Annotated in this window: 6 protein-coding genes; all 6 read left to right on the top strand. The window is 55.2% G+C overall.

Going from position 1 to position 14439, the window contains the following annotated elements:
• Positions 1-92 precede the first annotated feature (92 nt).
• The 6 genes from FHS83_RS04305 to kduI all read left to right on the top strand — a co-directional run bounded on the left by FHS83_RS04305 (position 93) and on the right by kduI (position 14418).
• On the top strand, positions 93-6203 hold the full coding sequence (locus FHS83_RS04305; protein ID WP_167081254.1) for a DUF3320 domain-containing protein: 6111 nt from the start codon (positions 93-95) through the stop codon (positions 6201-6203).
• A 206-nt stretch (positions 6204-6409) separates the two neighbouring features.
• On the top strand, positions 6410-8002 hold the full coding sequence (locus FHS83_RS04300) for an ATP-binding protein (protein WP_167081252.1): 1593 nt from the start codon (positions 6410-6412) through the stop codon (positions 8000-8002).
• Between the two features lie 630 nt (positions 8003-8632).
• Complete coding sequence (locus FHS83_RS04295) at positions 8633-9541, top strand: manganese catalase family protein (RefSeq protein WP_167081250.1); 909 nt, start codon at positions 8633-8635, stop codon at positions 9539-9541.
• Between the two features lie 77 nt (positions 9542-9618).
• Positions 9619-12228 carry a DNA ligase D gene (gene ligD / locus FHS83_RS04290; protein WP_167081248.1) on the top strand — a complete coding sequence of 870 codons (2610 nt, stop codon included), beginning with the start codon at positions 9619-9621 and terminating at the stop codon, positions 12226-12228.
• A gap of 220 nt (positions 12229-12448) precedes the next feature.
• A complete protein-coding gene (locus FHS83_RS04285; protein WP_167085257.1) occupies positions 12449-13459 on the top strand; it encodes a substrate-binding domain-containing protein in 1011 nt (336 codons plus the stop codon).
• Between the two features lie 104 nt (positions 13460-13563).
• Entirely contained in the window at positions 13564-14418 is an 855-nt protein-coding gene (kduI, locus tag FHS83_RS04280; RefSeq protein WP_167081246.1) for a 5-dehydro-4-deoxy-D-glucuronate isomerase, read from the top strand.
• Positions 14419-14439: the final 21 nt, after the last annotated feature.

Below are 14439 nucleotides of genomic sequence, written 5' to 3'. Positions count from 1 at the left end.
TCCATGTTCGTCTCGAACTCCTTAGCTCTTGCCCCTGCGTTAGAAGTCGGTGCTAGATACATGTGCGGGTTGCAGGGGTGGGCTATCGAAGAATGCTAGACGTTGTTGAAGCTACGGAAGGGGAGGCTGTCTCGATTCTTCAGAGCAGTCTGCCAGCCGATACCAAGCTCGAACGCGCTCGTACAGAGCTTCTCGACCTTTCAGCTAGAAACCGATTACTCAACATGCCGCGGTCGGCCAAGAGCGCGCAAACACTGGAAATCATCGACGAACTACCGGACGAAGTGTTTCGGCTACTTGTAACGGGCGGAAGACCGTTCACCTTTCTAGCTGGGAAGTCCGCAGTTGGAGCAGATGACGCCGACGATGAAGAGATCGACGAGCTTGCTCAGCCCGAAGATGATGGCGTTGATGAGCGTGGGGTCGCTAATAGACATATTGATACGCGTCTTCAAACGCGCCTGACACCAGCAGGTCTCCAAAAACGACTTCTCAGCCTGTATACGGACTCTCGGACACTTGAGGAAGAGCAGGGCGTTAACATCCTGTTTCTCGCACTGGGAACGCTCAAGTGGGTTGATCCGACAAACGCGGAAAATACGAGATTTGCTCCTCTTGTGCTTGTTCCTGTCTCATTGGAACGAGGTAATGCTGCCGAAAAGTTTAAACTTCGCTGGCGCCAAGAAGACGTCGCTTCCAATCTCTCGTTAGAAGCATTTCTAGATCGTCTTCACGGTATTCGGCTTCCTGCATTTGTGGCCGAAGACGATTTCAAACCCTCAGACTATGCGGCTGCAGTTTCAGAAGCGGTTTCAGCAAAGCCTGGCTGGACTGTGCAGCCGAACGATATAGTTCTTGGCTTCTTTTCATTCGCCAAGTTCCTCATGTATCGGGACCTAGACCCCGATATTTGGCCGCCGAAATCCAAAATCACCGAGCTTCCATTAGTGAAAGCCCTGCTAACGGATGGATTTGATAACGACGATAATCTGATCGCAGAAGATGAGGTGATTGATCGGAAAATCGCGCCCTCTGAGATGTTACATATTGTTGATAGCGATAGTTCTCAGACGCTCGCTGTCCATGAAGTTCGGCGTGGGCGCAACCTTGTTATTCAGGGACCTCCAGGTACTGGAAAGTCACAAACGATCGCCAATATCATTGCTTCAGCAGTCGCCGACGGAAAAACAGTACTATTTGTTGCTGAAAAAATGGCGGCTTTAGAGGTTGTGAAACGGCGTCTTGATAGCACTGGTGTGGGTGATGCCTGCCTTGAGTTACATAGCCATAAAGCAAAAAAGCGCGATGTTATTAGAGAATTGGAACGCACTTGGCAGCTCGGTGCGCCAAAGGGAGAGGAAGCCGATTTACTACTTCGGCGGCTGACGGAGGCTAGAGACCGGCTTAATGATCATGCTGACCGCATGCACTGCCTTCACAAGCCGTCAGAGCTTACTCCTTATCAAGTAATTGGCCATCTTGTGCGTCTGAGAAATGATGAGCGTAGGGCGTCTGATATATTTCTTCCCCAGGCAGCTCGTTGGTCGACAGAAGACTTTCGGCTGCGTTATGAGCTTCTCAAGGAGCTTACAGAGCGGATAGCTGAGATCGGTCCTCCTCTGGAGCACCCCTGGCATGGCGTGCAGCTAGGCCCTATCTCACCAATGGATAGAGACAGGATACTTCAACCGCTTCCTGAGCTTTCCGAGATCTTATGCCAGCTACGAGCTCGCGGCGACGAACTTGCCGTTCTCTTGGAAATTTCCTCCCCTGTGACGCTAGCCGATTTTAATCGTCTTCAGGAATTGGCTGATCGTATCGCCAGTGCACCGAATCTGGATCCAGGCGCTTTAGCCTCCGCGTGCTGGATTAATCAGGTTGATATGATTGATGCACTCGTTGCAGCCGGCGCATCTTATGCCCGGTGCACTGAGGCTTTGGCAGGTACCGTTTCAAGTGAAGGATGGGCTACAGACGCTACCGGTTTGAACCTGGACCTCAGCGATCTTCCTGATGAGTTTCGATTGGAGGATTTTTCAGATCTCGCCCGCATTGTTGAACACGTGCCCGATCTTATTCGTGATGTGGAGAGGCTTTCTCAGGAACTTGGCACCACTGCCTGTTCCACGCTGCGCAGTATCGATCGCCTTACTCTTATCGCAGACCGCGTTGCTTGCGCACCATCTGCGAGTCCGGAGGCATTTGCCGCGGAACTTTGGAACGCGGGAGTAGAACAGGCCGGGGATCTTGCGGAAGCTGTATTTAAATTTGATGAGGCAAAACTAGTAATCGGACAGCGGCTTGTGGATGCGGCGTGGAGGCAGGATTTCTCTGCCGCTCGTGCCACTTTAGCGTCGCATGGTAACAGTGTGTTCCGTATCTTCAACGGTGATTGGCGTAAGGCGAATAAACTTGTCCGCTCGGTGCTTGCTGATCCCAAGCTTAAGCTTGAAGAGATACTTCCTTTACTGGATGCGCTATGTCGGGGCCAAGCAGCTCTCGAAGAGATTCAGAAGGGGGATGATCTCGGACGCAAAGCGTTCGGCTCTCATTGGAGGGGAGAGCGTTCTGCTCCAGCGCCACTTCGGGCGCTCGTTGCATGGATGCGCAGTCTCGGTGATTTGGGCGCTGAGCCACGGTTGATCGCCGCACGCAAACCTGACCAGGATAGTCTGCGGGAGTTAAGCTCCAAAATCTCAAAAGATTTGAACGAATTAAAATCGGAGCTGAATCGGCTTTGGTTGGCACTGGATCGCGCAGCTAAGCCATTTTTTGGAGGGGCCCAATCGATTCTTCAGGCTGATCTCGCGGCAGCGCTACCAAGGCTCACCCGATTGGCTGCGACTGATGCCATTTGTAAGTCCATCTTCATATCCGTGCCATCGCAATTACCCGAACGGCGCCGCATTCTTGATGCTCTAGGAGATGGGCAGAGGTGCTTGGCCGGATTGGTTTCTGCTGATGCACTCGGGAAAGAAGCGTTCGCTGGCGCTTGGGGAGGGGCGAACTCAAATTGGACGGTGCTTGGTAATGCAGCCCATTGGATCAAAGAAAATGCTGATATTCGTCATTTAGCCAGTAGAATTCCGGACCGCATTGATATCGCAAAGCGCGTCGCTGTCCTAAGTCAAGATCGTGATACTTTTGTGCGACGTATTAAGGCGTTTTGTGATGCTATTCGCTTGGATCGAGTGCTGGCCTTGGGGCATGCCGAACCGTCGAGTTGCTATCTTGAGCGGCTAACTCGTCGCCTTGGCACTTGGGTGGTTTCTGGCGAGGCTCTACCGAAGTGGATCGAATATCGTGACCGAGCAGATGCCGCCCAAAAAGATGGCTTAGGTGAATTCGTAGAAGGTTTGGAGCAGGGGGCTATTGCCACTGAAGAAGTGCTCCCCCTTTTCGAACTGAGCGTATTTGAAGCAATCTTCAATGATATGATACGCCTGGATCCCGAGCTCGCTCGCTTTAATGGTTTCCTACATAATAAGCTTGTCAGTGAATTCTCAGATCTCGATCAGATGCGTATCCGGCAATCGAGGTTGGACGTTGCCCGTGCGCATCATCGGCGTATTCCACCTACGCAAGGCGGAACTGCGGGACCTCTAAAAATTCTACGTGGTGAGATCGCCAGGAAGCGCGGGCACATGCCTATTCGACAGTTGATGGAGAAGGCGGCTCCAGCGATTCAGGCCCTAAAACCGGTATTAATGGTAAGCCCGTTATCTGTGGCTCAATTTTTACCGCCAGGGGCTATCGAGTTCGACCTTTTGGTCATGGACGAAGCCAGTCAGATTCAGCCAGTAGATGCGTTTGGCGCTGTGGCGCGTTGCAAGCAGGTAGTTGTCGTTGGTGACCCCCAGCAATTGCCACCCACAACTTTCTTCAGCAAGATGACAACGGCGGCCGCTGACAACGACGACGATGAAGATGCCGCTAAAGTCGCAGACATAGAAAGTATTCTGGGATTATTCACAGCACGCGGTCTGCCAACGCGCATGTTGCGTTGGCATTATCGCAGCCGCCATCAATCACTGATCGCTGTTTCTAACTCGCAGTTCTACGAAAATAAACTTTTTATAGTTCCTAGCCCTTATACGAACGAAGCTGGAATGGGATTGCGGTTTCATCATGTTGCGGACGGTTTATTCGATACAGGAAAAACGCGCACTAATATCATTGAAGCAAAGGCTGTTGCTAAGGCGATTATAGAGCATGCCCTCACCAATGCAGATCAGTCATTAGGCGTCGTCGCATTTTCGTCTCAGCAGCGGCGCGCAGTTCTTGAACAACTTGAATTGTTGCGCCGTGGACTTGCACCTGAACAAGATGCGTTCTTCCAGCAACAAACGGCCGAACCGTTCTTTATCAAGAATTTGGAGAACGTGCAGGGCGACGAGCGCGACGTTATCTTCATCTCTGTCGGTTACGCGGCTAGCGCTGTTGGTGGAAAGGTAGCGATGAGGTTTGGACCGTTGGGATCCACCGGCGGTGACCGGCGTCTCAACGTTTTGATCAGCCGGGCGAAGCGTCGCTGTGAGGTTTTCTCATCCATCACGGACGAGGATATCGACCCCGATTTTGCATCCACTCGCAAGGGTATCCTCGCTTTTCGTCTCTTTTTGCACTTTGCCAGAACGGGGCGTCTTTCACATGTAGAAGCGACTGGCCGCGATCACGAGGGGGTGTTGGAGGCCCAAATCGCTAGGGCACTCCAGGATAAAGGATATCAGGTTCATCGTAATGTGGGGATTGCAGGTCTCTTCATTGATGTGGCGGTTGCCGATCCCGATCAACCTGGGCGCTATATTCTCGGTGTGGAGTGTGACGGGGCATCTTATCGTGCAGCCCGATCAGCGCGAGATCGGGACCGTATTCGGCGAGCCGTGTTGGAAGATCACGGTTGGTACATCCATAGGATATGGAGTGCGGATTGGTTTCAGAGGCCTGGCGAAGAATTGGAGCGATTAATCGCTAAGATAGAAGAGGCAAAAGCGGAGCTTCGGACGCGTGATGCTCAACGTAAAACTGCGCCGCGCGCGGTGCCGGTAGATGTGGTCACGATCGAACGTGAGAACGTCACCGAAGTTGGTTTGGCGGAGCTAGAGGAGGATGCCGCTCCATTTAATGGCCCCTATCAGGAGGCTTGCATTCGGAAACCCCCTGCCGCACCAGAGGAGCTCCATCTGACACCAACCGGTGTTTTGAGTTATCTCGCAGAACAAGTTGTTTCTCGCGAAGGACCCGTGCACGTGGACGAGGTGATAGCTCGCCTACGGGATGCTTGGGGTATTGAACGAGCTGGCGGGCGTATTCGAGAGGCTGTGGAGCGGGCGGTAATTGCTTCAACAGCGCAGGGGCATATGTATCGCGAGGACAATTTCTTGTGGTTGCCAGGAGCTGATCCCTCAGTTCGGAATAGGGCTGAGGTGCGCTCGTTGGGATTGCGCAAGCCTGAGATGCTTCCACCTACAGAATTGCGTGCTGCGATTCTTCAGGTGGTGCAGGCAAACTTTGGAGCTACACCAGACCAAGTAATTCAATTTGTCTCGCGTAACCTTGGCTTCAAGGCGACTAGCGCTCAACTAAAGTCCGTCATTGATGCCGCCATATCGCGTGGTATTTCGAGCAGGGATTTGGTTGTGCAGAATGAGCTTCTTGTTGCGGGACCAGCAGCCGACCGTCCAGTTCCTCAAACGCTACCTCAAGACGCGTTACATGCCCTGATTGACAGTGGCGAGAGCGAACGTCTCGAATTTAAGCAGACGTTGCGGTGGGATGTAGAGATGAATGCCGTAAACCGCAAACTCGAAGACGTTGTCATAAAGACTATTGCGGGCTTTACGAACCAAGCTGGCGGAATCCTGTTAATTGGTGTTCGTGATGACGGCATTATCACGGGTATCGAAAGTGACATCTCAACTTTGAGCGGCGGAAATCGCGACAAGTTCGAGCTGCATTTGACACACCTCATCAATTCACATTTTGGTCCCGCTTTTCACGCTACGCGCCTACGACTGAGCTTTCCGATTTTGGCAGGCAAGACACTCTGCAGGGTTGATGTCCAGAAGTCGCCGACGGGTGTGGTTGTTAAACTGCCGGATCGAGGAGGGAATACGGCGGAGCGTTTTTATGTTCGTGTCGCCAATTCGACACAGGAGCTGTCGCTTAGTCAAATGGCGAGCTTCATTACCAGCAGGAAGTGATCAACGTCGTGTTTGGCAGCACGCCGAGCAAGGTAGGCTATACGAGATCTGCCGGCTCAAAGGCGTAAAGGAGTAGTGTCTACAGTCACTCCATCGGACAAGAGACTAATTGCGATTGCCTCGCAAACGTCAGCGTGTGGCCCTAGGATAAGGACTCAGCTATAAGTTACTAACGAGACATCTTTTCTCTTTTCGATTTCGGTCCCATGACCACAGAAAAAAGAGAAGTGGCCCTAATCGACGGAACTCCTGACAAGCGGATGTTCTGGTCGATAATGAGTGACTATGACCTGAAGACCGCGTTATGCGAACTCGTCGACAACGCTATCGACATTTGGCGACAGGGTAGCAAGCGGAAGCAGCTTGTTGTTTCTGTTGTGCTCGACGTTGCACGCCAACTCATATACGTCTCCGATAATGCCGGCGGCGTTGGGGTAGAGGATCTCCGATTTCTGCTTGCCCCGGGTGGTAGTAAAAACGATCCTCATGCCGAGATCGTCGGAATATTCGGAGTGGGTAGCAAACGCGCCAGCATCGCGCTCGGCGAAAGAGTTGAAATCACGACCCACCATCGAGGCGAGAACACGCATCAAATTGAAATTGATAAAGCGTGGCTAGGGCACGACGACTGGCATTTGCGTGGGTATGAAGTGCCAGATATTCCCTCGGGAACAACGCGAGTTCACATATCACACCTCAGAAAACCCTTTATCCAGCACGATCTAGAGGAGATCGCCATTCATCTTGGGCAAACATACTGCCGATTTATTGGTGATGGCTGTCTGATTTTGCTGAATGAGGCACCTGTTCAAGCGATCTCGTTTGAAAACTGGTCCTACCCACCAAACCAAGTTCCACGAAGAGCTGTCTTTGCCTCACGCTTTGGCGACGATGGGGTAATCCAAGTAGATATTACGGGCGGTCTTATCGTTGATCGCAATCCAGAGGAGGACAACTACGGTGTCTATTTCTATTGTAACGATCGCCTGATTGTTAAGGAGCTAAAGAGCAGGGAAGTCGGCTATCTGAACTCACTTGAGGCGGGGGTTCCTCATTGGGACATTTCGCTCAGCCGTGTGATTGTTCGTCTAACTGGACCCGCAATCTTGATGCCTTGGAACAGCAGCAAAAACGGGATCAATTTTAGTCACCCCGCATTTCAGCGGGTGAGGCCAACGGTCGTCCAGCTAACAAGCTACTTCAGCAAACTATCTCGGCGCCTAAAGGATGATTGGGATGGAAATGTTTTCCGACACAAGTCCGGCTCTATGGAGATTATGAGGCCCGAGGATGTGGATGCGGGACACTTCCTTCATATGCCAGATCTGCCCAAGCGGAATAAATCTCGCGCCGAAAAGCTAAAGCTGCGTAACAAGAAAGTCCTCGGCGATCACCCGTGGACACTAGGGCTTGTCGAAGCGATGGCAGCGGTAGAATTGGTCTCACGTCAGACCTACGCAACGAAGAACCGACTGGCTTTGATCATTCTAGACAGTAATTTCGAAATCGCTCTCAAGGAGTTCATCGTTCACCGCGATGATCTATTTCCTGCAAGAGAATACACGGACAGCCGTATCGCGGGTATCTTTAGGTCCCGGACAGAGGTTATGAATACGGTGCAGGCGAAATTGCCGATCAAGATCCCGGACACGCTTATTGGGAAAGCGAAGCATTATTATCTGATGAGAAATAAGCTCATCCATGAACGTGCAACGCTCGACGTACTTGACGCAGATATTGTGAATTACCGAAAGACAATTGAGAAAGTCCTCGCTCATCTATATGGGCTGAAATTTTGATCATGGCAGTGTGAACTCTCCGATCGACGCTTGCAATCATGTGGGGTCCTGAGTTCCGTCATCACGTTCGTGACATGAGGTTGAATTGAGCACGGCAGTGCGACAGCCAATTCGTTGAAATCTGAGTGAGATAGATGCGATTGCTCAGATGACTGGGCGGTGTCTTTCACTCCTTGACGCAAAGGTGAGCGCTTCGACACACGCACTCTCCTCGCAAGACGCCCTCGTTGCTTTCGCGGATTTTGCAGAGGCAGCGTATCGGCAATGAGATATCACCAGCACCGAACCTCGAAGTTGATAGAGAAGCTGCTTTGCCAACATGGTGACTTGAGAAAACTTTGGGTTTACGTTCTCGCATGTTCTGTGTTAGTTCGCGCTCCGTTCGGCGCCGATCTCAGCCAGAATCCCAGAAATCCTGCCAATTTCCGCTAGAAGGATCCACGTTGCCAAGGTTAGGGTCGGGCGTTCGATTCGCCTCGCCCGCTCCAAGTGAAAAATCCCTTCAGATCAGAAGTGAACCTCCCCACCGGGGAGCCGCTTTGTTTGCACGCGCCTCATCCGGTGCGCGCGGCACCGGCTTCTGTTTGGGGCGTTGGCCTTCGTGGATATCCCGCGAAAGGCAAGCCTCTCATGTTCATGCATAACAAGAAGCTCATGTATACGGTGCGTGTGGGCGAGACCAATCCCGCGCTCGCCAATCTGATGCTGGAACAATTCGGCGGCCCGCAGGGCGAACTCGCCGCGGCCATGCGCTACTTCACCCAGTACCTCGCTGAAGACGATCCGGGCCGCAAGGACATGCTGATCGATATCGCCACCGAGGAACTTTCCCATCTCGAGGTGATCGGCATGATCGTCGCCATGTTGAACAAGGGCGTCAAAGCCGAACTCTCCGAAGGCGCCATGGCGGAAGCAGACCTTTATGTGTCTCTGGGCCAGGGCAATGACAGCCACACCACCTCGCTGCTTTATGGCGGTGGTCCTGCGCTGACGCATTCGGGCTCGGTGCCGTGGACATCGGCTTACATCGACACCATCGGCGATCCGACCTGCGATTTGCGCTCCAACATCGCCGCGGAATCCCGCGCCAAGGTCATTTACGAGCGGCTCATCAACGTTACCGATGATGCCGGCGTCAAGGATGCGCTCGGCTTCTTGATGACGCGTGAAGTGGCGCATCAGAAATCCTTCGAGAAGGCGCTCTATTCCATCGAGAACAACTTCCCGTCTGGCAAGCTTCCTGCTGATCCGAGCTTTGCCGACAAATACTATAATCTCTCGCGCGGCGATGGCGATATCGATGGCGATCTCACCGGGCCTTGGAATGACGGTCCGCAATGGGAGCGTATCGATGAGCCGGGCTTGCAGATCGCCGTCGATGGCGGCGATGGCTCCGCTTCGGTTAGCCTGTCCGAAGAGGAAGAAACTGCCCTCGACGCCATGGCCGAGCGCTTGAGTTCGGACCCGGACGCCGATGTCATCACCGGCGCCGATCTCGGGGCTGGCCCTGGCGCCGGTAAAACGACCAAGGTCGCGTGAATTCTTAAGGGCGGGCGCTGCGGCGCCCGTTCGCATCCATTTTCGCCTTGGCGCGTTCCCTCCTGCCGGAGGGATGCATGGTCAAACTCGCTGATTACCAAGCCAAGCGTGATTTCACCATCACCGCAGAGCCGAGTGGCAAGGCCAAGGTCCTGCCAGCCAAGGCTTTGCGTTTTGTGGTGCAGAAGCACGCCGCATCCCATCTGCATTATGATTTCCGCTTGGAGATAGGTGGAGTGTTCAAATCCTGGGCAATCGCCAAAGGTCCCTCTGTCGATGCCAGCGTGCGGCGGCTCGCGGCGGAGGTGGAGGATCATCCCCTCGATTACGGCGATTTCGAAGGCACCATTCCCAAAGGACAATATGGAGGCGGCACGGTAATGCTGTGGGATCGCGGTTATTGGCAGCCCGAAGGCGATCCCGAAAAGCTCCTCAAGAAAGGCGATCTTAAATTCGTGCTGATGGGCGAAAAGCTGAAGGGCGGCTTTGTCCTGGTGCGGATGAAGAACGATAAATACGCGCGCGGAAAATCCCGGGCGCGGCCGAATTGGCTGCTCATCAAGCACCACGACGAATTCGAGCAGCCTGGAAATGCCGACGCGCTGCTGGATGAAGATCACTCCGTCGCCTCTGGCCGCAGCATGGAGGAGATTGCTTCCGGCAAGGGCAAAAAGCCCAAGCCCTTCATGTTGAGCGCCGCTTTTGCCAAGAACGCGGTTTGGCACTCCAACCACGCGCAGCATTCCGATCCGGTGGGGCGCAAAGCCGAAGAAAAGCCCGTCCCCAAAAAGGCAGCTACGAAAACAAGTCCGCCGAAGAAAACCGCGATGCCGGGGTTCATTTCGCCCATGCTGTGCAAGCTGGTGGATCACCCGCCGGAATCTTCCGGCTATGTACATGAGGTGAAGTTCGACGGTTATCGGATCCAAGCGCGGATAGAGAAGGGCAAATGTATTCTGCGCACCCGCAAGGGGCTTGATTGGACGGCGCGGTTCAATGCCATCGCCAAAGCTGCCGCCACGCTTCCCGATTGCATCCTGGATGGCGAAGTGGTGGCGCTCGATCATAATGGCGCGCCGGATTTCGCAGCGCTGCAAGCCGCGCTCTCGGATGGAAAGAGCGAGAACCTCATCTATTTCGTCTTCGATCTTCTGTTTGAAAACGGCGAGGATTTGCGCGCCCTGCCGCTCTCGGAACGAAAAGCGCGCCTCGAAGCCTTGCTGCCGCAAACAGGTGCTTTGCGCTACGTCGCCCATTTCGAAAGCGGCGGTGACGCGGTGCTTAAATCGGCCTGCCGCATGTCGCTCGAAGGCATCGTCTCCAAAAAGCTTTCCGCGCCCTATCGTTCAGATCGCGATGGCGCCTGGACCAAAGCCAAATGCCGTGCCGGGCATGAGGTGGTAATCGGCGGCTGGAGTGACACTAACGGGCGGTTCCGCTCGCTTCTGGTCGGGGTGCGCCATGGCGAACATTTGATCTATGCGGGCCGCGTCGGCACCGGCTATGGCGGCGATAAGGTGGCCCGCCTCATGCCCAAGCTGAAGGCGATGGCGGCGAAAGAAAATCCCTTCACCGGGGTGAATGCGCCGCGGGCGGAGAAAAGCATCCATTGGCTGAAGCCGGAGCTGGTCGCGGAAATCGAATTCGCGGGCTGGACGGGTGATGGCATGGTGCGCCAAGGCGCCTTCAAAGGCTTGCGGGAAGATAAACCCGCCGAAGAGGTGGTGGCTGAAAAGCCCGCCAGCGCGAAAACGCCGCTCGCCAAACCCGCCGCGAAAACGAAGCCCAAATCAGCCAAAGCAAAAGCATCGCAGAGCAGTGTGGTGATGGGCGTGCCGATCTCGCATCCCGATAAACCGCTCTGGACCGAAGGCTTCACCAAACTCGATCTCGCGCGTTATTTCGAAAGCGTCGCCGATTGGATGATGCCCCATATCGCGGGCCGCCCGTCCTCCATCATCCGCGCGCCGGATGGAATCGATGGGGTACACTTCTTTCAGCGCCACGCCATGATGGGGCAATCTTCGCTGTTGTCGACGGTGGCGGTGTTTGGCGACAAAAAGCCCTATCTGCAGATCGATCGGCCTGAAGCCTTGGCCGCGCTCGCCCAAACTGCGGCTTTGGAAATCCATCCTTGGAATTCCCGCCCTGGAAAACCCGCCGAGCCGGGGCGCTTTGTCTTCGATCTTGACCCGGCCCCGGATTTGTCCTTCGACGATGTGATAGCTGCGGCGCTGGAGTTGAAGGCGCGGCTGGAGGGAATAGGTCTCATTCCCTTCGCCAAGACCACCGGCGGTAAGGGCATGCATGTGGTGGTGCCCTTTGATGGGGAAGGGCTTGATTGGCCCACGGCTAAGACCATGGCGCGTGAGATTTGCGCCGCCATGGCCGCCGACAGTCCCAAGAAATACCTCATCAAGATGGCCAAGAAAGACAGGACTGGCCGCATTTTCCTGGATTATTTGCGCAATGACCGCATGGCGACGGCGGTCGCGCCGCTTTCGCCCAGAGCTCGTCCGGGTGCCACAGTGTCGATGCCGCTGGATTGGCAAAAAGTAAGAAAAGGACTCGATCCCGCGCGGTTCACCATCGCCACGGTGCCTGCCTTGCTTGCCAAATCGAAGCCTTGGGAAGGTTATGCCAAGGCTGCCAAACCATTGGTCAAACTTCTTAATCGGCGCCGATAGATCAGATTAAAACGAGACAATTGTGAACGCTCCCTTTGGGCCAGGATTAAGCCATTTTGTCCCGGGCCGTTGGCGAGGGGACAGAATCCTGTATTGTGCGTCAGGACAAATCGGCTTGCGGTCGTCCGCCTATCGGCTTTGAACGCATCGCAAACCGAGAAAATACTGGAGCAGGACAACGTCACCCGAACCCGCAGAAAAGGGCCGCAAACGTTCGACCATCAACGATATTGCCCGCCTCGCCAACGTTTCCAAAAAGACCGTTTCGCGCGTGATCAACGACTCCCCCTTTGTAAAGGAGGAGACGCGGCTGAAAGTGAATGCGATCATTCGCGAAGTGGGCTTCGAGCCTGATCCGCAGGCGCGTGGTCTCGCTTTCCGCCGCTCGTTCCTGATCGGAATGATCTACGACAACCCGACGCCGCAATATGTCGTCTCGATGCAGCAAGGCCTGCTCGATGGTATGCGCGGCACCTCTTACGGGTTGCTCGTCCACCCCTGCGAGCGTGGCAGCCAGACCTATCTTTCGGATTTGCGCTCCTTCATCGAGCGGCAGAAATTGTTCGGTGTCATTTTGACCCCCTCGGTGTCCGAGGACGAGCGCCTCGTAAAAATGCTGCGCGAATTTGATTGCCCTTATGTCCGCGTCGCCTCGGTGGTGCTGGATAAGCCGGGCACCATGGTGGTGACCCATGACGCCAACGGGGCGGCGGAAGCGGCCCATCATCTGGCCGGGCTTGGCCATACCCGCATCGCCCATATTTCCGGTCCGCCCTCCTTCCGCTCGGCGCATGAACGGCGCCGCGGCTTTCGCGAGGCTTTGGCGGAGCGGGGGCTTAAGGTTGATCCGGCCATGGACCGGGAGGGCAATTATACCTTCGAGGGCGGAATCGCGATCGCACGGGAGCTTCTGGCGCTCAACCCGCGTCCAACCGCCGTCTTTTGCGGTAATGACGAGATGGCTGCGGGCGTGTATAAAGTCGCTCACGAACTGTCAATTTCGATCCCAAAAGATCTTTCCGTGATTGGTTTTGATGACTCTACCACGGCAATCCAGCTCTGGCCGCCTCTCACCTCCGTGCGCCTGCCGGTGCGCGATATGGGGCGGCTTGCGATCGATAAGCTGTTCGGAAAGCAGGAGAAAAAGCGGCCGGGTGCGGGCGATGTGGCGGAAATTTTTCCCAAACTCATCCCCCGTGAATCCACCGCTGCCCCGGACCCGCGCGCGTAAGAAGCATTGCGCCGGACGGCCCGGAGCGTTATGACACCGGTTACCAAAGCCACGCTCTGGGGACCGAGGCCCCATGGCGTGGCGCGCCATCGAGAGGAAGCGCCATGTCGATTTTCAAGAAGACCCTTTACGGAACGAGCCCCGACAGCATGGTCGGCGCCAGCAACGACCAGCTCCGCGACCGCTATCTGGTCGACGGCATTTTCGTCGCTGACGAAATCTCGCTCACCTACACCCATGTCGAGCGCATGATCATCGGCGGTGCCTTCCCGGCGACGAAGCCGGTGGCGCTGCCCCTGCAGACTGAACCGGCCTCCGCCGCGGGCAAGCCGTTCTTGGAACGCCGCGAACTCGGCGTCGTCAATGTCGGCCAGGGCGCCGGCACGGTCACGGTCGATGGCGTGAAGTACGACCTCATCCCGGAAGACGGCCTTTATATCCCGATGGGCACGGCTGAAGTGGTCTTCGCCTCCAACGATGCCGCCAAGCCCGCGAAGTTCTATCTCGCCTCCACCCCGGCCTATCAGCGCTTCGAAACCGTGCACATCTCGGTTGAGAAGGCCGTTCCGCTGGAACGCGGCAGCCTCGCGACCTCCAATGAGCGCACCATCCGCCAGTACATCGTGCCGACCACGGCGAAGTCCTGCCAGCTCCTCCTCGGCGTCACCACGCTGAAGACCGGCTCGGTCTGGAACACCATGCCGCCGCACACCCACGAGCGCCGCTCGGAAGTCTATTTCTATTACAATGTCGCCGAGAACGACCGCGTCTTCCATTTCATGGGCCAGCCCGACGCGATCCGCCACATCATCATCAACAATGAAGAAGCCGTCGTGTCGCCGCCGTGGTCGATCCACATGGGCGCGGGCACCGCTGCTTACACCTTCATCTGGGCCATGGGCGGCGAGAATCTCGACTACACCGACATGCAGGTGCTCGACATCTGCCAGCTCAAATAAGCCAACAGATTACATCCAGGG

Origin of the sequence: Rhizomicrobium palustre (assembly GCF_011761565.1) — a bacterium.
Taxonomy (GTDB): domain Bacteria; phylum Pseudomonadota; class Alphaproteobacteria; order Micropepsales; family Micropepsaceae; genus Rhizomicrobium; species Rhizomicrobium palustre.
Note: the sequence above shows the minus strand (reverse complement) of the source record. Positions and strands in the feature narration are given on the sequence as shown.